Annotated in this window: 18 protein-coding genes; 12 read left to right on the top strand and 6 right to left on the bottom strand. The window is 44.4% G+C overall.

Annotated elements, in window-relative coordinates; translation table 11 throughout:
• Nucleotides 1-61 precede the first annotated feature (61 nt).
• Both ND16A_RS08250 and ND16A_RS20275 read right to left on the bottom strand, forming a co-directional pair.
• Entirely contained in the window at nucleotides 62-3,133 is a 3,072-nt protein-coding gene (locus ND16A_RS08250) for an efflux RND transporter permease subunit (protein ID WP_033077824.1), read from the bottom strand.
• Nucleotides 3,130-4,230 (bottom strand): efflux RND transporter periplasmic adaptor subunit, encoded by a 1,101-nt coding sequence (locus ND16A_RS20275; RefSeq protein ID WP_052073114.1) that lies wholly within the window; start codon nucleotides 4,228-4,230, stop codon nucleotides 3,130-3,132. The genes ND16A_RS08250 and ND16A_RS20275 overlap by 4 nt, the downstream gene beginning before the upstream one ends.
• A gap of 358 nt (nucleotides 4,231-4,588) precedes the next feature.
• On the opposite strand from ND16A_RS20275, the gene ND16A_RS08245 reads away from it, so the two are divergent.
• From ND16A_RS08245 to ND16A_RS08225, 5 genes are all read left to right on the top strand, one after another.
• Nucleotides 4,589-5,308: a protein-L-isoaspartate(D-aspartate) O-methyltransferase gene (locus ND16A_RS08245; protein ID WP_081945587.1), complete on the top strand. Its 720-nt coding sequence runs from the start codon at nucleotides 4,589-4,591 to the stop codon at nucleotides 5,306-5,308.
• The gene (locus ND16A_RS08240) at nucleotides 5,280-7,814 is read left to right on the top strand and encodes a hypothetical protein (protein WP_033077825.1); all 2,535 of its coding nucleotides are present in this window, start codon (nucleotides 5,280-5,282) and stop codon (nucleotides 7,812-7,814) included. The genes ND16A_RS08245 and ND16A_RS08240 overlap by 29 nt, the downstream gene beginning before the upstream one ends.
• A 141-nt stretch (nucleotides 7,815-7,955) precedes the next feature.
• Nucleotides 7,956-8,633: an ABC transporter ATP-binding protein gene (locus tag ND16A_RS08235; RefSeq protein ID WP_033077826.1), complete on the top strand. Its 678-nt coding sequence runs from the start codon at nucleotides 7,956-7,958 to the stop codon at nucleotides 8,631-8,633.
• Between the two features lie 3 nt (nucleotides 8,634-8,636).
• The gene (locus ND16A_RS08230; protein WP_033077827.1) at nucleotides 8,637-11,057 is read left to right on the top strand and encodes an FtsX-like permease family protein; all 2,421 of its coding nucleotides are present in this window, start codon (nucleotides 8,637-8,639) and stop codon (nucleotides 11,055-11,057) included.
• A complete protein-coding gene (locus ND16A_RS08225; RefSeq protein WP_235282116.1) occupies nucleotides 11,054-12,130 on the top strand; it encodes a lipocalin-like domain-containing protein in 1,077 nt (358 codons plus the stop codon). Before ND16A_RS08230 ends, ND16A_RS08225 begins: the two co-directional genes overlap by 4 nt.
• Nucleotides 12,131-12,168: 38 nt before the next feature.
• Here ND16A_RS08225 and ND16A_RS08220 read toward each other — a convergent pair whose 3' ends face one another.
• Nucleotides 12,169-12,693: an aminoacyl-tRNA deacylase gene (locus ND16A_RS08220; RefSeq protein WP_033077829.1), complete on the bottom strand. Its 525-nt coding sequence runs from the start codon at nucleotides 12,691-12,693 to the stop codon at nucleotides 12,169-12,171.
• 101 nt (nucleotides 12,694-12,794) lie between these two features.
• On the opposite strand from ND16A_RS08220, the gene ND16A_RS08215 reads away from it, so the two are divergent.
• From ND16A_RS08215 to ND16A_RS08200, 5 genes are all read left to right on the top strand, one after another.
• Nucleotides 12,795-13,388, top strand: coding sequence for a protein-L-isoaspartate O-methyltransferase family protein (locus ND16A_RS08215; protein ID WP_033077830.1), 594 nt, complete (start codon nucleotides 12,795-12,797; stop codon nucleotides 13,386-13,388).
• Between the two features lie 174 nt (nucleotides 13,389-13,562).
• A complete protein-coding gene (locus ND16A_RS21930; RefSeq protein WP_327144555.1) occupies nucleotides 13,563-13,790 on the top strand; it encodes a beta-class carbonic anhydrase in 228 nt (75 codons plus the stop codon).
• A 367-nt stretch (nucleotides 13,791-14,157) separates the two neighbouring features.
• The gene (tehB, locus tag ND16A_RS08210; RefSeq protein WP_033077831.1) at nucleotides 14,158-14,724 is read left to right on the top strand and encodes a tellurite resistance methyltransferase TehB; all 567 of its coding nucleotides are present in this window, start codon (nucleotides 14,158-14,160) and stop codon (nucleotides 14,722-14,724) included.
• A gap of 264 nt (nucleotides 14,725-14,988) precedes the next feature.
• Nucleotides 14,989-15,408, top strand: a complete 420-nt coding sequence (locus tag ND16A_RS08205) for a VOC family protein (RefSeq protein WP_033077832.1) — start codon at nucleotides 14,989-14,991, stop codon at nucleotides 15,406-15,408.
• Between the two features lie 756 nt (nucleotides 15,409-16,164).
• A complete protein-coding gene (locus ND16A_RS08200) occupies nucleotides 16,165-16,941 on the top strand; it encodes a hypothetical protein (protein WP_033077834.1) in 777 nt (258 codons plus the stop codon).
• 372 nt (nucleotides 16,942-17,313) lie between these two features.
• Here the strand turns inward: ND16A_RS08200 and ND16A_RS08195 are convergent, their stop codons facing one another.
• From ND16A_RS08195 to ND16A_RS08185, 3 genes are all read right to left on the bottom strand, one after another.
• Entirely contained in the window at nucleotides 17,314-17,601 is a 288-nt protein-coding gene (locus ND16A_RS08195) for a GIY-YIG nuclease family protein (protein ID WP_033077835.1), read from the bottom strand.
• Between the two features lie 497 nt (nucleotides 17,602-18,098).
• The gene (locus ND16A_RS08190) at nucleotides 18,099-20,285 is read right to left on the bottom strand and encodes an OsmC domain/YcaO domain-containing protein (RefSeq protein ID WP_033077836.1); all 2,187 of its coding nucleotides are present in this window, start codon (nucleotides 20,283-20,285) and stop codon (nucleotides 18,099-18,101) included.
• A 191-nt stretch (nucleotides 20,286-20,476) separates the two neighbouring features.
• Nucleotides 20,477-21,370 carry a LysR substrate-binding domain-containing protein gene (locus tag ND16A_RS08185; RefSeq protein WP_033077837.1) on the bottom strand — a complete coding sequence of 298 codons (894 nt, stop codon included), beginning with the start codon at nucleotides 21,368-21,370 and terminating at the stop codon, nucleotides 20,477-20,479.
• A 103-nt stretch (nucleotides 21,371-21,473) separates the two neighbouring features.
• On the opposite strand from ND16A_RS08185, the gene ND16A_RS08180 reads away from it, so the two are divergent.
• Both ND16A_RS08180 and ND16A_RS08175 read left to right on the top strand, forming a co-directional pair.
• The gene (locus ND16A_RS08180; protein ID WP_033077838.1) at nucleotides 21,474-21,827 is read left to right on the top strand and encodes a hypothetical protein; all 354 of its coding nucleotides are present in this window, start codon (nucleotides 21,474-21,476) and stop codon (nucleotides 21,825-21,827) included.
• A gap of 106 nt (nucleotides 21,828-21,933) precedes the next feature.
• A complete protein-coding gene (locus tag ND16A_RS08175) occupies nucleotides 21,934-22,536 on the top strand; it encodes a protein disulfide-isomerase (protein WP_033077839.1) in 603 nt (200 codons plus the stop codon).
• Nucleotides 22,537-22,540 lie beyond the last annotated feature (4 nt).

Raw genomic sequence — 22,540 nt, forward strand, 5'->3', positions numbered from 1 at the left:
TATACAGGCAGGTTTGCTCGCAATATCCCAGTTTGATTAACCATTAAAAATCAGCAAATATTTAATCAACCTGGTATTTTTCTGAGGTTATCTTTGCCGTTTTTGAGCCCATTTGCAGTAAGCTGGGGAGAAATATTAAGGTGAATAATGTACTGATACTCATGCCGCCAATAATAACCGCGGCAATGCCTCGATATAATTCAGTGCCTGCACCGGGGATTAACAATAATGGCAGCATGCCGAAAATGCTGGTTAAAGTGCTCATTAATATCGGCCGCAGACGCAGTCTAACCGCCTGTTTTACCGCTTGCGGCCGGGACAAACCATCACGTTCTGCTTGCCGGGTTTGATGGACCAGTAAGATAGAGTTATTGACCACAAGCCCTAACAAGATGATAAACCCTATCATGGTAAGCAAGTCTAAAGGCTGAAATCCAGTGACCAGATTGGTTAACTGCAAGCTAATGATACCGCCAACGGTGGCAAGAGGAATGGTTAACACCACCAATAAGCTGTCGGTAAAATTTTTAAATAACGCAGACATCAATAAGTACAAGATAACTAACGCCAATAAAAAGCTGCGGCTCATATTGCTAATGGCCAGGGTGAGTGCCTCGGCAGTACCGCGGTAAGCAACATGGCTATTTTGATCAAGGTTGGCCAAAATTTGCGGAGCAACATCCGTTTTTATGGTATTAATCGATTGCTCTAACGACCAATTATCCGGTGGCGTTACTTGCAAAGTAATGGTGCGCTGACGATCAACCCGGCGAATCGTTGACGGGCCAGCAGTGCGCTCTAGGCTTGCCAGTTCCCCGACTAATTGTACCCCTGCATTTGGCGTATATAAGGGGATAGCCGCCAACTCTTCCGGGTTATGCCAATCTTCACTACGAACAAAAATGTTTAATCGTTTTTGCCCATCAAAGTAGTCGCCAACAAACAAACCTGTACCCAATGCCCGGCTTATGGCAGACATATCTTTGCGGCTCCAACCCGCCTCGGCAATACGGCGTTCATTAGGAATTAGCCGTAATTCTGGCTCCGCCAGCGATAACCCTGGTATTGGTCGGGTTTGTGCGCCGGGTAATGCTTTTGCCAGGGCCGAAAAACCAACTTGTGCAGCACGCAATAATTCATCTTCGTTGTTACTTTGAATATCGATATCAATGATCCGACCGCCGCCAAGGCCCCTAAATAATTGTGTTTGCTGAGCAAACGCTATGGTGTCGGGGAAGCCGCTTAACACTTGTTGATTCAAAATGTTTACAATTTGTTTAATGTTTTCGGCGTCTTGCGCGCGTCCGCCCATAAAACCGAAACTGCCAAATATACCCATCCAGGTGTGATCCAATTTCGGTTGTTGTTCACCATCAAGGTGCGGCTTTATCCGCGCGTTGATGATATTCACCAGTTCCTCTCTACCGGCAGCCGCGCTAAGTCCTGGCGGTATCAAGATAAAGGCATTAAAAGAGTTTTGATTACCTTTGGGCAGGTAGTCTGCTTGTGGGAATAACAACCAGGAACCAAGCAGAGAACTGCAAATTAAACCAACCACCCAAAACGTTCGATACTTAGCGCTTCTGGTTAATTTCATTATTGCTTTGGTAATCGCATTCCACCAATGATCATGCGGGTCATGACTATGAATTTGCTCAGTTAAACGGATAGCAGAAGTTGGCAACACCGTAATTGCGATCAACAAAGAGGCTGATACCGCAACGGCGATGGCGATTGCCAGGTCGGCAAACAGTTGTCCGGATACATCTTCTAAGAAGATGATTGGTACAAAGATAGCGACAGTGGTAATGGTTGATGCCAGCAGTGCTCCCCATACCTGCTCTGTACCTTGTTGCGCCGAGCCTTGCGGGTTGACACCATTTTCCCGAAAACGAATAATGTTCTCCAGTACCACAATCGCGGCATCCAATACCATGCCGACGGCAAACGCTAAACCCGCCATCGAAATAATATTCAGACTACGGCCGCTGATGTCTAACGCAATAAAGGTGACAGTAATGGATATTGGAATGGCCATAGCTACGGCCAGGGTCGCAGTAAATTTGCGCAGGAACCACCACAATACCGACACCGCCAACACGAACCCTAATAACAGGTTGTTGCGCACCATCCCCATAGAACGTTTAATGTAGATTGTTTGATCGTACATTTGGATCAGTTCCAATTGAGCTTTTTTCAATGGACCGGAATTCAACTCTTTGATTGCCTGTTTAATGCCTTCATCTACCGCAATGACGTTGACATTACTTTCTGCTTGCACGTTGATTGCGATTGCCATTTCGCCGTCCAGACTTAATTGGCCGGTTTGATCCGCCAAGGCCAAATTGGTCTGTGCCACGTCTTGTAAACGCACCGGGTTGCCATTACGCCAGTCGAGGATCAGCTCATCAAAAGAAGACGTATCGTAACCCCCGGCAAATCGTATGGTGTATCTTCGTCGACCAACATCATTAAACCCGCCTGATACGTCAATATTGCCGCCAACGGTACTGGCTATTTCCGGCAGGTCTAAGTTTAATGCTGCGGCTTTATAGGGGTCGAAGGTAACTCGAATTTCAGTCGGCAAACCACCAAAGGCATTGGTTTGGGCGACCCCTGGAACTCGTTCCAGTTTGGCCTGGATCACATCTTCCACATAGTCTTGATAACTGGCGATATTATTCTTGTTGCCCGGTAAGGGGTGTAAGCCAATCCAGGCAATGGCGGTAAAAATGCTATTGCCGCCGACCGCAAGTACAGGTTCATCGGCATCGCTTGGATAACTTGGCACCTGATTTAGCGCGTTCATCACGTCTACCAGTGCCCGTTCCATGTTGGTGCCAGTTTGAAATTCCAGAGTGATAGAGCCAAACCCCTGACTGGCATTGGAGATCATTTTGTTGATGCCTTGCAGGCCTTTCAGCACATCTTCTTGTGGTTCGATGATTTCTGCTTCCATCTCGTTTGGTGCTGCTGCTCGCCAGGATGTGGAAATACTGATGGTCGGCTGAGTTATGTTTGGCGTTAATTGAATTGGCAGTCGGTAAAGACTTAACGCGCCAAAAAGGAACGTCAGTAAGACACCAACAATCACCGCAGTTGGGTTATGTAATGCTGCCTGAGTCAGTTTCATTGGATAACCAAATCAGAGTTATTGGTTTTTATGGTCACCATTTGCCCTGGCCGCAAGCGTTCGCCACCGCGGATCACAATTTTATCTCCGGGCCTAATATCGCCAATAATTTCGATGTATGCGCCTGAGCCTCGTCCCAGGTTTACGCTGAGTCGTTCTGCACTATTATCGGCGTTAATGCGAAACACACTGACACCATCGCGCCTGATAATGAGTGCGTCTCGGGCAACGGCCAATACTTTTTGACGCTCGCCGTTGGGGATTGATACTTTTACATTGAGACCAACCGGCCACCGGGTATTTTGTAAATTTAATCTAAGTTCCATCAATCGAGATCTTTGGTCGGCCACCGCCACTAAACTTCTCACCGGTACAATAATGCTGCCCAGAGTTGACGTTACCGCAAGTTTCATCTCTTTTTTAATGTACGCATAGGCGCTAACCGGTACCGCCGCGGTAATTTCAAGGGTTGAGGTTGCAACTAAACGAACAATGTTAGTGCCTGGTTCAACCCGTTCACCCACATGCGATAAACGGCTGGTAATAATGCCGGCAAAAGGTGCCTTGAGCTGTAAATAGCTAATTTCTACTTTAATTTGTGCAAGTCGTGTCTTGGCGGCTTCCAGCTCCGATTGCTTTTCAGCATGTTCTGTACTGGTGTTTTCCATTTCTGTTTTTGAGGTCAGGTTGTTCGATGCAAGAGATTGCAGACGCTTTACTTCTTTACTGAGGTAAGACAAACGATGTTTGATACTACTAATCTGGGCGATTTGCTGTTGCGCAGTTAATAACAGAATTTGATTATCTATCGTGGCAATATTTTGCCCTTCACTGACGTTATCACCAACCTCGGCCAAAGCTGTCAGTACACCGATGGTGCGGGCGGAGATTTGTGCATCACTTGGGCTGATCACGGTGCCAGATACCTTGATCGTCGGGGCAAGTTCTTTTAACGCCGCAATGGTCACATTAACCGGAGTAGCAGCCGGGGCTTGCTGGGCAGCTAACGGCGTAGGCCACAGCCATACTAGAGCAAGATGAAACAGAGCAAGATGAAACAAAGCAACCAGCAAATGTTTGTGCGCAAGACTATACATGAGAGCACCCAGACTCCTTTTAATTAATACCAATCCGTATAATGATCTGCTCATTGAGCAACTCATATAAACAACACATGAGTTCCCCTTCGGGAATTCTCAATTGATCACATCATTACGCGAACCGGTATAGCGTATTCGATGGATGAGAAACATATTGCTGAAGTTAGAACCATATCTGTCCCTTTTTTGCGGGTTTGGCGATAATGTTAGTATAGGAGTGATTGCTTGAATTTGTTGATACCAAGTCCGATAATTTATTGGAATCACTGTCATCAACAGCGAATATTTGACTACAATTAACAGGTAGTAATGATTTTGAGAGCCTGGGTCTATGAACATGTTCCACTGGCGGCTGATGCTAATCACAACCTTAATGTGGGGGGTGATGCCCAGTGCCGTGGCAACTCATAAATATCCACAAGCGGATGGATTTGTCCTGCAACGGCAGCAAATGGTTGCGACCATCAAAGACTATAAGGTTGCCGGGATCAACGTCAATGAGCAGCGCATACTCAATGCCATGGCTAACGTCCCACGACATCGTTTTGTCCCGCCACATCAGCGCACTAAAGCCTATCAGGATTCACCGTTAAGCATTGGCTTTGGCCAAACTATTTCGCAACCCTACATCGTTGCTTTGATGACGCAACTGGCAGACATTAGTTTTGGCATGAAGGTTCTGGAAATTGGTACTGGCTCGGGCTATCAGGCGGCTATTTTATTTGAGCTAACCCCCAACGTCTATACCATGGAAATCATCAGTCCTTTGGCAAATCGAAGCGCCAAGTTATTTAACCAGTTGGCACTAACCAAAATTAATCATCAGCACGGCAATGGTTATTATGGCTGGCCACAAAATTTGCAGTTTGATCGGATTCTGGTTACCGCCGCGGCCGCACATATTCCAGTACCGCTGCTGAAACAATTAAAACCCGGAGGACGTATGGTGATCCCGATAGGGCCGGTATGGGGAAATCAGGAATTGCTATTGATCAGCAAAGACGAGTTAGGCAACAGCAGCACTCGCTCAATTTTACCGGTACGTTTTGTGCCGCTCACCGGCACTGGCAACTAGCGATGAAGGTAGTGCACCCAAAGCAATGTTACTGCTCTGCAAAGCTCGTATCGTGATATTAGCCGCTAACCATTCTGAACGCCGACATGCTGGATTAATCACCTTGTTTGCATTGGCTCTGGTGAGCGCTGCCGTACTTAATTTTGAAGTTTTACTGACCCGCCATATTGCCATTGAACATTGGCACCATCTGACCACCGTTGTGATTGCTATTGCCTTGCTCGGCTTTGGTGTTGCCGGCAGTGTGGCAATGTTATTGAGCAAGTCAATTATCAGTCATTATCGGGGCTTTCTCCTGCTGTGTTCTCTGGCATTGGTGCTGAGTTTTCCCATAAGCCAACTGTTAGCAAGCATGATCCCATTGAATATGTTGGCCTTGCCCTGGTTTGGCCAGCAATTTTTCTATTTATTGCTGTATGCCTTGTGCTGGTTGCCACCATTTTTCCTGGCCGGTCTTTATATTATTGTCAACTTTATGCGTTGGCCTAGAGTGATATCAAGGCTATATGGTGCCGATCTTATTGGCGCGGCGTTAGGGGCGGCATTAGCGTTATTCATGCTCGAATTTGACCAATTTGCGTTTGGCATGTTACTTAGCCCGTTGCTGGCGATGGTGGCGCTATTGTTACTGTTGAGTCGCTTAGCGGCGAAAATAGCGATAATAACCTTAATCATTGCCAGTATCTCTATTTTGCTATTCTCCGGGCAACAGTTGTTGCCCGCAACCCAGGTTAATGCTTTTAAAGAATTGAGCATTCGTCAAAATCAACTCGATGCAAAATTGTTATGGCAGCGGGATTCGGCACAGAGCCGACTATCCATGGTATCAAGCTCTGGCCAACATGCATCCCCCGGGTTAAGTTTGAATTCTGAGTCTGCGGCACTGCCACAATGGCAATTATTTCTCGATGGTGCGCAAGCCACACCCATATTGTTAAGCGCCGATAAAGGGACAAGTAAAGCGGTATTTGCACAATCGATTTACGCTGCTCCCTATCAATTACTCAAACGGCAGCCTGACGTCTTATTATTAGGGGCCGATCCTAGCTGGAACAGCTGGACCGCCTATTGGCAGCAGGCCAATTCCATTACTCTAATTGATCAACATAAGCATTTATTGCCGTTACTCACGGCAGTAAATGCTATGGCTGAGGATAACTCTACAGAGCAAGTGAGCAAGATAATCCCTGAGCAAGTGAAAATTGCCAATCTGCATCCCCGGCGTTTTGTGGAAACAACAACACAGTATTTCGATCTGATCATGGCATCGATTGGCAGTGATCCTGTCGGCAGTGCTGCATTTAGCACGAATTACCTGATGACCTTGCAAGGGTTAAGCTCTGCCTTTGCGCAGTTAGAGCCAAATGGCGTCCTGGCCATCAGCAATATCATGGCGCCGCTGCCCAGAGATAACTTACGGGTGATCAATACGGTGGTCACTATGCTCAGGCAACAACAACTTGCTCCCCGACAACACTTGCTGGTGATCCGTGATTGGCGCACCTTGTTATTGCTAGTCAGTAAACAGCCGATCAACAAGCAACAAGCAGAGAAACTTTATCTTTGGAGCCAACAATGGCGTTTCGATCTGGCCGCGTTTCCCGGGTTAACCCGAGAACAGGCCAATCGCTATCATATCAAATCAGGTGTCTTGTATTTTGATCTGATCGCCGCACTTACTGACCCAGCTAGTGAAGTAAAGAGTGCCGATTTAACTAACCAATATGCATTTGATATCGCGCCGAGCACAGACCATAAGCCATATTTGTTTCACAGTTTTCGTTGGCAAAGCCTTGGCCAATTAATCGCAGACTTGCCACAACGCTGGCCATTGCTGGTGGGCTGGGGTTACATTCTCAGCCTGGCCTCATTAGCGCTAATAGCTCCGCTAGCATTAATTTTTATCATGCTGCCACTGTACATGAATCGGCAACCGCAGCCGTCAGAATACAGAAAATTTCGGCCCCTGGTCTATTTTTCTTGCCTTGGTTTCGGTTTTATGGCGATTGAAATCGCCTTATTGCAACAAACAATTTTACTACTGGATTCGCTCACTAGTGCACTGGCGACTGTGCTGAGCGCGGTGTTGATAGGTAGCGGCGCGGGCAGCATCTTATTTGGCGCTAAAACGATTTCACCGTCACGATTGATGTTGCTTATTTGGCTCTACAGCGCGGTATTGTTTTCCGCTTTTATCGGGTTTTTAGAGCTGTTTCAAGCAACGTTAGCCTGGTCGCATCTGGCCCGTATTTCCCTGGTGTTTATTGTTATCGCGGTGCTGACTATGCCATTGGGATTGCTGCTCCCCTACGGTCTGCGCCGACTGCCAGAGCAACAGCCAATGTTGCTCGCCTGGTGTTGGGCGATTAACGGATTTGCATCGGTTACTGGGGTATTGGTTGCACCAATCATTGCCATGGAATTTGGTCTACAGGTACTGCTGGCTTCGGCCCTGTGCTGCTATTTACTGGCGGGATGGGTTAATTTGGCATCCACCAGGAGCTGATATCGTCATTGAGTCACACGTCTTGACTTGCAGGGGGGTAATTCCCCCTAACAGGGAGATAATTTCCTTTAATCAATCGACTATACTCATATTTTAATTGTTTAGCTGTGATGACTTTACCATTTTGCAAAAGGGATCTACTTGTTGTTAACTATTGCGGGGCTTAATTATCGGGTTAGGGATGGCAACGGCATGCGTCGGCTGCTTAGTGAACTGGCGCTTGAACTTGCTCAAGGTGAGTGCATCGCTTTAATGGGGGATAGTGGCTGTGGCAAAACCACTTTGCTTAACTTGATTGCAGGACTAGAACCTATGCAACAAGGGAAAATCCAGGTCGCTGGCTTCTCGTTTAATGGTGCCTCCGAGGCTCAGCTAAGCAAGTTGCGCAAACAGCACCTAGGTATTATTTTTCAACAATTTAATTTACTTTCCAGTTTAACCGTGCGCGACAACATCGAGTTCAGTGCCCGTTTGGCCAATCGTTTTGACGCCAATTTATGTCTTAGGCTGGCAACAGAGCTAGGCATAAAACCGCTTTTTGACCGACTACCCGCGACATTATCTGGCGGTGAAATGCAACGGGTTGCGATTGCTAGGGCACTGGCGGCCCGGCCAAAGTTATTGCTTGCCGATGAGCCCACGGGCGATCTTGATGATAACAACAGTATTAAGGTGGTTACTCAGTTACTCCGTCTGGCCAATTTTCAGCAAGTCGGTTTGTTACTGGTAACCCACAGTAAACGCGTGGCCAGGCGGATGGATAAAATTTATCGCTTAAGTGAGGGAAAGTTAACCCTACTCACTGATGAGTCGGATTAATTAATGAATATCAAAGCCGCCATTGCTAACTCAGAACTCTATCTGGTGGTAAAAACCCAGCTTGCTGAATACTGGCAAAATCCATTGTTAAATATTGGCTTCATCGTCAGCCTTGCCATTGCCACCAGTACCTTATTGGCGATTTTGATGTTAAATCATGCCAGCAAGCAACAATATCAACAGGCCGATACTCGCCTAGGAGCTGCCATAACTTATCACATAAGGGCAAAACAGGGCCAAACAGTGAGCAAGCAAGACTTTGCCCAACTAAGAAAACAAGGATTTAGCAACATTAACCCGGTACTCTCTTTTCGCAAAAAGCTGACAAACGGCAAATGGCTCACCTTTAAAGCCATGGATTTATTGGCGTTGAGCATCAGCAAACCGCAGAGTTTTGATAGCATAAATGTGTTGTTACCGCAGCCCTATGGCAAAAACCTGGGAATTAGTGGTTTGCAAATAATGCTAAGCGATGGCCGCTTACTGCCATTGCGACAAATTACCAAAGCCGATTGGGGGATGACGGCATTACTCGACATTGCTCTTGCCTGGCAACTGTTTCCCGAGCTAAAAGACTTTAGTTACCTGCTGGTCGCTGAAATATCGGCAGAGGGGGTATTGCGGCTTGAACAGAGTTTGCCAGAACATTTAACACTGCAAAAAATCGATTCGTTGCAACAGCGGCAAGGGTTTGCCGATGCCTTGCATCTTAATCTCAGTGCCTTGGCAGTACTCGGCTTTATCGTTAGCGTGTTTATTGCGTTTCAGGCCGCCAATCAGGCATGGCAAAAACGCAGCGAACTGGTTAGTCAACTGCGTTTGTTTGGTGTTTCTTTCACCACCATACGGTTAGCCTTGTTACTGGAAGCGGTGAGTTTAATCGTTGCGGCCAGCGTTATTGGCACGTTTATCGCCGTCGCTTTGGTTTCGGTATTATTGCCATTACTTGGCTTAACTCTTAATCAACTATACCAGCTTAGTGTCAGTGGTCATTTTGACTGGCATTGGCGATATGGTCTCTGGTCTTTGCTGATCTCAGCGTGTGCGGTGCTGCTGTCGTTGTTTAAACAAGTGAAACGGATCAACAATCCACATCTCTTTTTTACCGCGAAACCGGTAAATAGCCGGCTACCGACAACCCTTATTGGCATTGTTACTGGCTTGTTGCTACTTTTGTTTCTGCTGTGGCCTGAAACCGACTGGCACCAGGTCATGGTTAAGTACGGGCTGTTTTTAATCGCCACGGTTGGCATCTTGCCACTGACTATGCATGTGTTGATAAAACTGTTTTTATTGAGCAACAGCCGCAGATATTTTCGTCTTCGTTTGATCATGCAAGACGCGGCTAACCAAATTGGTCGCCGTTTTATCCCGTTGGCAGCTTTTTATCTGGCTTTGTCCACCAGTATTGCTGCCGCATTAATGGTCAATAGCTTCGAAACTGCTTTTGTTAACTATCTCGAACAACAACTCGATGAAGATTTATACATTCGCTTTGAACAGCAGCAACAGCCGCGGCTAGAGCAATGGCTGCAACGTCATCCTCAGGTTATCGAATATTTGCTGTATCGACACGCGGTGGTCAATGTTGGCCAGGACAGAGTCGCCGTCACTACCTATCAGTCGCCAAGACAACTGGCGACACTGGTGCTGAAAACTGAACAGAAAATACTCAATCAAGCAGACCGATATACGGCCATGACTCAGGGCGCGGGCTGTTTGATCAATGAACAATTGGCGCTTAAGCATAATTTAACCCTAGGCAATGAAATTAATCTCAGCCAGGCATCGTCTCAAATGAGCTGCCAAGTCCGTGGCATCTATTACGATTACGGTAACCCAAGGTATGAAATAAGCTTACCATTGCAGTTAGCTCAACAGCAATTATCAGGCTTAACCGCCCGCGGCTATGGCGTTTATTTCAGTCAATATAATACTGAAATAAAACAACAGTTGTTGAGTGAATTGGCGTTAGAGCAGAGTCAATTAATTGAACCGGCTGAAATCAAGAAAATGGCGCTCGATATTTTTGCCCAAACGTTTATCTTGAGTCAGGGAATAGCGGCAGTGTTACTAGTGATTGCTTGCTTTGGCTTGTTTTTGTCGGCAAAAAGTCTCGAGTTGGCGCGTAAAGCCGATTTATTCATCTTAAGCAGCCTGGGTTACAGCAAAATTGAACTGTTTATTCATATGCTGGCTCAGTGGTTACTGCTCGTTGCTGGCTGCATCGTATTGAGTTGGCCCGTTGCTATGGTACTGGCGGAAGTGTTAGTGGCGAAAGTTTTTCCTGTTTCATTTGGCTGGTCAATGCCATTAGTATTGACTGCAAGCCCGTTTGTCAGTGGCAGCTTGATTGGATTGAGTTGTTTGTTCGTCGCACTTGTTATCCCTCTTTATAAACTCAACGGCAGGGGGCATTGGTGAAACTACCGTTGTTATTATCATTGTCGTTATTCTACCTGGCCGGTTGTGAGCAACAGCCAAAGCCCGATAACAATCCGCTTGCACATCTGGCGGCAACAGCGGACCGTTATCAGCAAGCGACAGCTGGCAAGCCGATCAAGTTTCCAGAAGATCACAGCCCACACAAAAATTACCGGCACGAATGGTGGTATTTGACGGCAAACCTGAAAACCGAAAGCGGTCAACCCATGGCGGCACAATGGACCTTGTTTCGTACTTCGGTAAGTCCGCGGCACTGGTATTTTGCCCATGCAACCCTGGCCGATAAAGAACGGCATTTGAGTGCCTTTCGTCATGGTCGGCAAGAGTTTGGCAATGTCACTTTCACCACTAAGCCTTTTAGTGCGCAAATTGATGACTGGCTCTGGCAGTCAGCAACTGACTTACTGCCGGCCAGGTTGCAGTTTGGCGAGCCGTTTAATGCCTCCGAGCCATGGCAGGCTGAGCTTTCATTAGCTCGTGAACATTCAAAACCTTTGCCTGCTAGCCTTAAACCGCAATTTTTTCTGCAAGGAGAGCAGGGCTTTAGCCGTAAACATGCAAGCCTTAATATTGCCTCCCATTATTACTCGCAACCGTTTATCGACGTTGCTGGACGAGTTTTCTGGCAAGGCAAATGGCAGGGAGTCAGCGGTAAAGCCTGGTTCGATCGTGAATGGGGCAGCCAAATGCTGGCAGCCGATCAACGAGGCTGGGACTGGTTTTCATTGCGCCTCGATCAAAATACGGCGCTAATGGTTTATCGTATTCGCTCCAATATTAACGATTATGTTTACGGTAACCTGATGTATCGTAACGGCAGTAGCCAGGCTCTTGTCAGTGAGCAGATATTACTCAACAGCATCACTGACCAAGGCGGTGCTTACCCGAACGGTTTCAGGCTGATTATCGACCATGAACGGGTTGATATCGAGATAAAAGTAGTGAATCGCAAGCAAATTAATCGGTTTGGTATCGAGTATTTTGAAGGCATGGCTACCTTTACCGGCAGCCATCAAGGGGAAGGTTTTGTTGAAATGACCGGTTATCAATAACCGCTTTTAACCACAATCATAAGGACAGCTGTTGGTGTTTAAGATAACCGCCATTCGCTACTCAGGTGTTCTGCTAACTTGGGCGTACCAATAGCCTGTCCACAAATATTACCATGCGGTATCGCCGACATCAGCTGAGCATATTGCTGATGATTTATTTTCACCAAGTTGCGATGATCACCGGCTTCAATATAAACATGTTCGGCATTTAGCAAGGTATCATCTACCATCATTTGAATTTTGTAGGCCAAGCCCATCGCTGGGATTGCACCTTGTTCACAATCGCTAAATAAATCCCCCAGGCGAACCTCATTCAGTAATTGATACTTCTTCCCGGTTAGGGCGTTTACCTGACTAATCGATAGTCGATGGCCCGCGGATAACGTGGCCATAAGGTAGTCACCGTCATTACTTTGTAAAATGATCGCTTTGGCAACCTCAGCCGTTGGTAAATGCGCTGAGTGGGAAGAGTCTAGAGAAGAACTGGTGCGGCGATGTTGCACCAATTCGTAGTCTATTTCGTGCTTGTTTAGATAGTCTTGAAAAGTCATTGCAATGGCCATTTTGCGCTCCTTTATTAATTGGATTGCGTTATAGCAAGTATAGCAAACATTGCTGGCTTGCTGTTTGCTATACTTGGATAAGCAGGGTTTTGGTGAATGACATGAATACGGATAATGTGGATCTCATTGAACGCGTTAACCAGGCGTTTGTTCAGGTAGCGCGAAGCCATTTTATGCCTGAATCGCTGCGCCATATGGCCGAAGCTGACCGGCCGTTTCCTATTGGTTTTGGCCAAACTATCAGCCAACCCTATACCGTTAAGAATATGCTGCTGTGGCTTGCCCCGCAACCAGGCGATAAAGTATTGGATGTTGGCTCCGGGTCAGGCTGGAGCACGGCATTGCTGTCTTTTCTGGTCGGCTCAGCTGGTCGAGTCTATGGCGTCGAAAAAATCCCCGAGCTGAAATCCTTTGGTGAATCGAATTGTCTCAGTTATGGCTGTGCTAACGTGCAATTTTTTCTGGCTGAGCAACATTTGGGTCTGGCAGCTTATGCGCCCTATGATCGAATATTGGTCAGCGCGGCGGCAGCTAACCAAATACCGAAACCATTACTGGCGCAACTGGCGCCCGATGGAATCATGGTGATCCCCGTTGACCATACTATTTATGAGCTGAAAAAGAGTATTACTGGTGATATCGGCTATTGTCAGCAGCATGTCGGTTATGTTTTTGTGCCTTTGGTAGATTGTTAACTTACATTGGTATTGATGGCGAGAGTCATTAGCACAATGCAGTAAGTTGAGGAGAGCGAAGATGAGCAAAATTGTAGAACAAGTAACCGCAGCCAATGATGACTATGCAGCAAACTTTGCCGATAAAGGCAGCTTAGCTATGCCTCCGGCCAGGGGGGTGCCATTTTAACTTGCATGGATGCGCGTTTAGACCCTGCTAAATATGCGGGGCTGGCCGAGGGCGATGCGCACGTAATTAGAAACGCCGGTGGCAGAGCAAGTGACGATGCTATCCGTTCGTTGGTCATTTCTTATAAGTTACTGGGTACCAAAGAATGGTTCGTTATACATCACACCGATTGTGGCATGGAAACGTTTAACAATGACATCATGGGCGAATTATTGGCAGGCTTGAAGAAGTGATTGCGGCAACCGAAGCTGGCAAAGCATGTTGGCAAGGCAAACTAGAAACGTAGTGAAGCTTAAATCTTATATTGCCACCATGGTAAAACTGCCATTTATAGTCACTCACCTATCCAGTTAATAAGCACCGTCATATAAAAGAAGAAGCCTCTTATTCGGGCGTTGATATGCTTATAATATAAAAACGGTTTGTTCAAGATACGAATCCAGAAGTTGATAACAAATAACGCATCTCGATTAGCTTAATTCCAATAGGCAGTGTTGTTGATTAGGATCAAATAAAATCTATAAAATGCACCTATTCATATTCAATAGGGCAAGTTCAGTAGTAAGATAATAGCCCTCATTTCAAAACTAAGTTGTTACCATGATAGTTGATCTAAATAGCCGTTACGGCTTAAATCCTGCGCATAGTGAAGTCGTAGAGGCGTGCAAAATTATTGAGCCGTGCGATACGTTAGATATGGGGTGTTCTAATGGGCGTAATGCTGTGTACCTCGGCCAACTCGGATTTAACGTTACCGCCATAGATACTAATCCCGGTGCCATTGATATGCTGCAAAGTATTAGTATTGAAGAGAAGATGAATAATATTAAGGCTCAGGTGTACGACATTAACAATGCTAGCCTTGGTGAGGACTATGACTTTATTACCTGTACCGTAACCTTAATGTTTCTCGACCCAACTCTTGTTGATGCTATTATTGCCGATATGCATAAGCGTACTCTTGCCGGCGGTTATAACCTGATTGTTTGCGCCATGAGCACTGAAGAACACCCATGCCCAGTTCCCTTCCCTTATACCCTAAAAGCGGGGCAGTTGCGTGAGGCTTATGCGGGCTGGGAGCTGATTAAGTACAATGAAGATGTAGGTACTATGCACAATGGTGCGAAATTGCAGTTTGCGACCATATTGGCGCGGAAACCTGGCTAAAACAAATAAAACATCCATTGTTAAAGTCTACTCAGTAGGTAAATCGATACCACGTTTCGCCCCACAACGTGTTTCTTTTTACCTGCGAGCTTAAGATGTTCGTTGCAACATTCAGCCCAGCCTTTGCTCACCGCAACAAAAGTATTGGATCTTTTTTTTATTAATCTTGGGTGAGTATATAGAGTTCTATGGATTGGTGTTCTATAAAATATAGTAGCTATATAATTCACAAGTTTAATGGATAACAAATACCAGGGGGAATTTATGTCCAACTGTTTACACCTTGCAATTCCAGCGGGCGATTTAAATCTAGCTAAAAAGTTTTATTGCGATGTGCTTGGCTGTAAGACTGGCAATAGCGAAGAGCGGCGTTGGCTTGATATTGATTTTTGGGGCAACGAATTAACGCTACACCAAAGTGAAGAACGTTTGTCAAATGTACGACATGATGTGGACATGGGTGGCGTTGTCGTTCCTCACTTTGGTATACATTTACCTGAGAGGGAATTTCAGGCCATAAAAGAACGTATTGAAACGGCAGGTATTGCCTATTTAGACAAGCCTTATCGTCGTTTTGTAGACAGTGAATATGAACAGGAAACCTTTTTTATTGAAGACCCTAACGGGAATGTTCTTGAAATAAAAACCATGGTCAATCCGAAAGCACTGTTCAAAGTCGATTGAGAAAAACAATTCTTAATTAGGAAGCGATAAGGGATTATCAGAACCGTCAACTTCTGCCACGACTTTGACGTAAGAGCCTGATATTGTTAAGGTCTGAAAAGAGCGAAACAAGAGACAATCAAGGAAAGATAAAGTTGAGCAAAATATTATTAATTTTAGCCTTGGTACTAATGGCGTACGGTATCGTATTGTCTGTTATAGATTTCCTTCCCGTTGATATGTTTCATAGTTCGAACGAAAACGAATATATAAAATCAGTTAGTAGCGACTCAATATCGTGGTCAGCATACAGGTTGCACGCATTGGTTGTTGGGTTGTTACTTGTGGTGGTAAGTAAGTTCACCACTGGCTGAAATGAGAAGCGGTCGTTGAAGCCTTCATTACTTTCTTTAACTAATTCAAACACGAACTAGTGAAGAAAGGATAATCCCTGTTTCTTTTTATTTTGCAGACTACCAAGCTTCAAACCAAACTGTTTACTTATGCTTTGATATCGCTACTTCTGAAGTTAGCGAAAGCACCAATGTAGAGTTTGTACCTGAAGCCAGAGTAATCTGTCAGTAATCTATAGCATTAAAAGGTTTTAGGTTAAATCAAGTAGCCCCTTGACCTTACAGGACACTTGAGTCCATGTGTAATTTAACGTAATGTAATCAAAGACTCACAGGCCGTTGTGAGCGTTCAGCGGCCGCTGGTGATTAAAGTAATTAGTTAGAAATATACTATCTTGCGCATGATAGTTAACAAGGACGTTTTATGACAAATTTAAAAGTGATTTTGATAGTATCGGTAGTAAGTTTATTTGTTGGTTATAATCTTTACCCTATAGTAAATGGAGATAGCTTAAACTCAAGTTACCAAAAAACCTCCAGATCAGACTCCGCACCTTTGTCTTCCCTAGATGCAGAACTTAGTAATTCAACTATAAATACTAAGCAAGATAATACTTCTTCCACAAACGAAACCTCTGAGCTCTCCAAACTAAAAACTTTAAATGAGGACTTTGACGATGAACATCAGTCTAGTAATGAAGTTGTGTCTAAACAAAAAGCAAGAGAAATTGAACCAACTTATCATGAAGGCAGTTTATCACAGGAGTTAAAAGATTGGTCTAACACACATAAAAAACGGATAAACACGTTAATTGATGAATATGCTTCTGAGCAAACATCACCATTTTTAAAAGACATGATTGAAAAAAACAATGATTTTTTGAATAGTCCTATGGCAAAACAAGATGCAGATACGGATATCAATTGGGCATTTATCATGGAGCAGGATATCAGAAATGTCATTATGCAGCATGAGAATAGTAATGGTTTTGATTTGCTTAACTTGACTTGTAAACAATTAACTTGCGAGATTCTGGGAGTTGAAAGGGAGTTTAATTCTTGGACAGACATCTATGTAAGCATGTTGACTAGTTTAGAGTCTGTGAAATTTCCTGAAAAAGGCAAAGTCCTGAATACAAAAAGCTTTGAGGAAGATGGTTTTCATATTATTTATGCTAAATTGGATTTTATTGGTACTTAACCAATTGAAAATTTTAAGGTCGTATAGAGCGACGTATAGAAAATAAGGAGCTAGTTATCAATAAAATCAAAATTATTGAGTTAGCAGGTAGGCTAGGAGTAGCAATTCTATTTACATTCATTTCCATTTACATGTTTTTAATTGCTAATTATTTAGATGGGAATAAGAAATACATCTTGCTAGGATTAGGCGTTGTTGCGATGGCTATCTTAATGAGAAACATCAAAGCCATTTCAGCCAAAATCAATAATGGCTAAGGACATAATGAGCGAATAAGAGCCGTACAATACACCACTTAATCTAGAAAAAACACACCGTCATTGCGGCGCAGGCCTAACCTCCTGACGCATGCTGTGGCTAGCGAAAATAAACTCAAATAATATCAAGGTATAAATCTCGCCAGTTTGGATTTACCCCTCCAATTAATCTATTTTTCCATCTTCGATGCCACTGCTTTAATCGCTTTTCTCTTACAATCGCGTTTTCCATGTCGTTGAATAATTCAAAATAAACAAGTTTTGTTAAGTTGTATTTAGCACTAAAACCACCAATAAGCTTTTCTTTATGTTGGTAAATTCGTTGAACTAAATTGCTGGTTACGCCAATGTATAATACCGTATTATGCGTATTTGAAATGATATAAATTGCGGGGTGCTTCATGATTGAATTCCTTTTCAATGAATGAAATTTAAGTGTAGCTTAGTTGAAATTAGTTTGTGGAAGCGATTGTTTATAGGCACGCTATATCCGAAAGGGGGTTGCGGCCTGCGCCGCAATGACGTGGTTAATTGTTTCGGAGTATGCCCTGACACTTGAAGGTTAAACGTCTCTCAATGGCACTTTCCGGACCAATTGAAGATTTCGAATTAAGCTAAAAAACTAATTTATAGAGTCACAGCGTACGTCAGGAGGTCCCTCACCTCGCTCCGCTCGTGGGGGATGACGGCGATTTTTTCTACTTCTCATTGTGGCACTATGCACGCATTCAAGTCGCTTCGAAACTGGAGGAGATCCCATTCAAAAGCATAGCGGGATGAAGGTGCTTATTAACGGGTTATGTGAGCGGCTCTCGCTGGCATTCCTTTGCCTACACTGATCCCGCAGCGGTCTTATCAAAGATAGCTCTTTTTTGCACAACTAACTTAATAGCATTGGCATCAATTCGCCGCTTTCGCCGCCCGGGCCTGATGAAGCTTTTTGTAGCTTTCGATCAGTCTTAGGTGCTTGTCTAAGCCTTCTAATTTCATGCTGGTTGGGGTTAGGCCAAAGAATTTCACCGAGCCTGTCACCGAGCCGACCACATTCATCATGGTTTCTTTACCGAACATTCTGTTTAGGTTATTGATAAAGTGTTCTAGTTCTAGCTCTTCATTTAAGGTGATCTCGAGTACGGCATGAACCGCTTGATAGAACAAGCCGCGCTCTACGGTGTTGTCATTGTATTGCAAGAACTCTGCTACCAGTTCAATGGCCTCGTCAAGCTCGCCCAGGGCTAGGTAAATAAGAGTTTTCAGCTCAATAATGGTCAGCTGTCCCCACACGGTATTTTCATCAAATTCAATGCCAATCAGGGTTCTGATGTCGATGTAGTTATCTAGCTGACTTTCCTCTAAGCGCTCGAGCAAACTTGCCAGGGCATCATCACTCAAAGCATGAATATTCAAGATATCTTCGCGGTAATCCAGCGCCTTGTTGGTATTGTCCCAAATAAGGTCTTCCACTGGGTACACTTCTGAATAGTCTGGCACCAGCATACGGCAAGCCGTGGCGCCATGTTGATCAAATACGGCAATGTAAACTTCTTTGCCCAGCTCCGCTAAAATGGCCAATAAACACTCATTTTCTTCTTCGTTACTGCCGGAGAAATCCCATTCGCTGAATTCATAATCATGATCGCTACTAAAGAAGCGCCAAGAGATAACACCGGTTGAATCGATAAAGTGCTCAACGAAATTTTCCGGCTCTGTTACCGCAAGGCTGTTAAAGGTTGGTGGCGGTACATCATTTAATCCTTCAAAGCTGCGCCCTTGCAATAGTTCAGTCAGACTGCGCTCCAGCGCCACTTCAAAACTTGGGTGAGCACCGAATGATGCAAATACACCACCGGTTCTTGGGTTCATTAACGTCACACACATCACCGGGAATTGGCCGCCTAATGAGGCATCTTTAACCACCACCGGGAAACCTTGCTCTTCCAGGGCGTTAATGCCTGCTAAGATACTTGGGTACTTCTCAAGCACGTGTTGCGGCACGTCAGGCAAGACAATTTCTTCTTCGATGATTTGTCTTTTTACTGCACGTTCGAAGATTTCTGACAGGCATTGCACCTGCGCTTCATACAGATTATTGCCGGCACTCATGCCGTTACTTAAGAATAAATTTTCAATCAAATTCGATGGGAAGTACACGGTTTCACCATCGGAGTGACGCACATAGGGAATAGAGCATATACCACGCTCAACTAGCCCTGAGTTGGTATCAATTAGGTGTGAACCACGAAGTTCACTGCCTGGGTTGTAGATGTCTAAGCAATATTCATCCAAAATCCCAGCTGGCAACTCATCATTAGCGCCTGGCTTGAACCATTTTTCATTGGGATAATGAACAAAGTCACTGTTGGCAATATCTGCGCCCAAATACTGATCGTTATAAAAGAAATTACAGTTAAGGCGCTCAATAAATTCGCCCAGCGCCGAGCAAAGTGCACTTTCTTTGGTTGCGCCTTTCCCGTTGGTAAAACACATAGGTGACGCCGCATCGCGAATATGCAGTGACCACACATTTGGCACTATATTGCGCCAGGAAGAAATCTCGATTTTCATGCCAAGGTCGGCCAAAATTCCGGTCATGTTGGCGATGGTTTGTTCAAGTGGCAAGTCTTTACCCAGGATGTAATGGCTGGCATCGTCTTCTGCTTGACCCATAAGCATGGCTTGCGCGTCTTCGTCGAGGTTTTCTACCGTCTCAATTTTAAACTCAGGGCCAGTTTGCACGACTTTTTTCACGGTACAGCGGTCAATCGATCTTAAGATACCTTGTCTGTCTTTATCCGAAATGCTTTCTGGCAGCTCTGCCTGAATTTGGAAAATTTGGTTATAACGGTTTTCAGGATCAACAATATTGTTTTGCGACAGCCTGATGTTTTCCGTAGGAATGTCACGGGACAAACAATACACTCGCACAAAATAGGCGGCACAAAGGGCGGATGAAGCCAAGAAGTAATCGAAAGGGCTTGGTGCTGAGCCATCACCTTTGTAGCGAATAGGTTGATCAGCGATGACAGTAAAATCATCAAACTTAGCTTCAATTCTGAGGTTGTCGAGAAAATTGACTTTGATTTCCATTGCATAGTTTCCGGAGTCGTGCGCTGCAATCGAAAACGTTTAAAACTTTTTGGTCGTTGAGGTTTTAAACGCTTCCAATTGGCGGATTAATCATAATTGCGCTAATTATCGGTTGTTTTTCGGCAATAGTCTTGGGTTAATTACATAAATTGGCGAAATAAGTGGTTTAGGATGAAATGGCAGTGTGGCAGTTAACCGTTATCTTCGTTGATAATACTGGTAACCCAGGTTTCGAAGCTTTTTATTTTACCCCAGGTAAAGTGCTGAGCAGGGGCCACCAGATATAATGAAAGCGGTGTTTGATATTCATAATCCAGCACATTAATTAAATTACCATCGGTTAAATGTTGAGCCACCAGGACTTTGCTGATGAATGCCAGCCCTTGACCAGCCAGCGCATTTTGAATGATTGGGACCGAGTCGTTGGTTTTTAGTTTTGATTTTAGTTGTTCACGGTTGACGTTAAATGTTAAGCAACAGTCAGTAATGGCCTGCTGCACGTCCGCACTGGTATCTTCGAGTAAAGGTAACTTGAAGATGGCTTCACTATCTCTTTTATCACTGTTTATGATTAACGGTGAGGCAACCAAAACGATGGTATCTTCAATCAGCTTTCGGCTTTCAAGTCCGGGGTAAACCCCTAATCCATGCCTTATGGCAATATCTATGTCCAATTCTTCAAAGGTTTCAAGTTTATTATTAGGCGCAAATTGAATATTTAAATCTGGGTTTTGTTGCTGAAAGTCGGTGAACATCGGGATAAGTAACAATGAGGTTACCGAATGAGTTGCGCTAATACGCAAATCATTGCGGTTAGGTTCAAAGGCAACGGCTTTAACTCCCTGGCTAATTTGATTAAAGGCTTGTTCAATAAAAGGCAGTAACAGCCTGCCTTTGTTATTTAAGCGAGTCTGTTTACTTTGCCGTTCAAATAATTGGCAACCTAAATGATCTTCCAATAGGCGGATTTGTTGACTTACCGCGGCTTGGGTTACAAATAACTGCGTGGCTGCAGCTTTGAAGCTGTTACTTTTTGCTGCGGTAAGAAACACAGGCAGTGATTTTAATGGCGGTAAATTTTTCATGGTATAAGAAAATCTTAATTGATGTTAAGTTTATATCGTTTGTAATCAAATAAAGCAAGGGTTAATTTAATCACCTGATTTACTTATTTTAAATGAGGTTGTTATGAAAGTATTATATATAGTCAGCGTATTCTTAGTGTTTTCTCTGTCTTTTGGAAGTTTACAAGCGGACCAGGATAATCGATTTGTCGAAAATGACAGAATGAATATGGCTCTACTCTCTAACACTGGCGGTGTTAAGATTTTCTATCGTGAAGATGGGGGTGAGATTAATTGCCGAGTTGAGTTCCTGTGGAACCAGGAAACTGTAGAATATGCAATGGTACGGGTGAGTAAAATTGCATTTAGTAAACAGCCGTTAACGAGTTGTTTGGCAAAAGAAGACGCAAAGCAATTGCTGCTGAGTACGTTTGAAGCGACAACATCGCGTATTTTTAAAACGACTCGTGGTTTATAACTTTTATAACTCAGGGACTCATTCAATTTTTTAAAATCAAAAATAGCTTATTTAGCTAAAACTATTTAAAATCTACCAAACTTTAAAATTTAAATAAGATTGCCAGATGAATTCACAATTATTTTTTATTTATGACTCCCATTGTCCCTGGAGTTATGCCACGACCGCACTAGTCAATAGCATTCATTCAGCTTATCCAGAGATGCCAATGCATTTATGGCATTTCGCTCATTATGACGGCAGTGACAGTGCCGGTAAGAAGCAAGTGGATGCGGTTGCGAATCAATCCGCGGTCGAATTTGGTGAAGACTACCTTGATTGTTCGAATGTGCCACAAAATGCGACTTTGGCAGCAAACCTGATGGCTTGGGTAAGTCATAAACACCCAGAGCTTGCGTTAAAGGTGCTGACAGTATTGCAGCAACAACACTTCATCGATAATACCCCATTTACCGATAAGGCGGATTTTAGTGACATTGCTGAGCAATTTAAATTGTCCCCTCCGGGCAAAGTGTTCAAAAGTGAGTTAACCAAAGATGCCGAATTCGCTTTAGGCGAAATTGGCGAGATGCAAGACATTATTGCGACTACCGCTTTTCCCGCGTTAATGCTTGCTGTTGGTGATCGTTTGGTATTGCTTAATCATAATTTATATTTAACCAAGCCCGATGCGATAGTCGAGGCGGTGGCGCAAGAGCTTAACGCTTAGGTAA

The organism is Thalassotalea sp. ND16A, from assembly GCF_000764205.1.
Taxonomy (GTDB): domain Bacteria; phylum Pseudomonadota; class Gammaproteobacteria; order Enterobacterales; family Alteromonadaceae; genus Thalassotalea_A.

Excerpts from the sequence above, each read along its gene's own strand:
- ND16A_RS08250 (WP_033077824.1), bottom strand. The coding sequence starts at position 3,133 with ATGAAACTGACTCAGGCAGCATTACATAACCCAACTGCGGTGATTGTT.
- ND16A_RS08200 (WP_033077834.1), top strand. The coding sequence starts at position 16,165 with ATGACAAATTTAAAAGTGATTTTGATAGTATCGGTAGTAAGTTTATTT.
- tehB (WP_033077831.1), top strand. The coding sequence starts at position 14,158 with ATGATAGTTGATCTAAATAGCCGTTACGGCTTAAATCCTGCGCATAGT.
- ND16A_RS08215 (WP_033077830.1), top strand. The coding sequence starts at position 12,795 with ATGAATACGGATAATGTGGATCTCATTGAACGCGTTAACCAGGCGTTT.
- ND16A_RS08190 (WP_033077836.1), bottom strand. The coding sequence starts at position 20,285 with ATGGAAATCAAAGTCAATTTTCTCGACAACCTCAGAATTGAAGCTAAG.
- ND16A_RS08205 (WP_033077832.1), top strand. The coding sequence starts at position 14,989 with ATGTCCAACTGTTTACACCTTGCAATTCCAGCGGGCGATTTAAATCTA.
- ND16A_RS20275 (WP_052073114.1), bottom strand. The coding sequence starts at position 4,230 with ATGTATAGTCTTGCGCACAAACATTTGCTGGTTGCTTTGTTTCATCTT.
- ND16A_RS08185 (WP_033077837.1), bottom strand. The coding sequence starts at position 21,370 with ATGAAAAATTTACCGCCATTAAAATCACTGCCTGTGTTTCTTACCGCA.
- ND16A_RS08245 (WP_081945587.1), top strand. The coding sequence starts at position 4,589 with ATGCTAATCACAACCTTAATGTGGGGGGTGATGCCCAGTGCCGTGGCA.
- ND16A_RS08195 (WP_033077835.1), bottom strand. The coding sequence starts at position 17,601 with ATGAAGCACCCCGCAATTTATATCATTTCAAATACGCATAATACGGTA.
- ND16A_RS08180 (WP_033077838.1), top strand. The coding sequence starts at position 21,474 with ATGAAAGTATTATATATAGTCAGCGTATTCTTAGTGTTTTCTCTGTCT.
- ND16A_RS08230 (WP_033077827.1), top strand. The coding sequence starts at position 8,637 with ATGAATATCAAAGCCGCCATTGCTAACTCAGAACTCTATCTGGTGGTA.
- ND16A_RS08220 (WP_033077829.1), bottom strand. The coding sequence starts at position 12,693 with ATGGCCATTGCAATGACTTTTCAAGACTATCTAAACAAGCACGAAATA.
- ND16A_RS08175 (WP_033077839.1), top strand. The coding sequence starts at position 21,934 with ATGAATTCACAATTATTTTTTATTTATGACTCCCATTGTCCCTGGAGT.
- ND16A_RS21930 (WP_327144555.1), top strand. The coding sequence starts at position 13,563 with ATGGATGCGCGTTTAGACCCTGCTAAATATGCGGGGCTGGCCGAGGGC.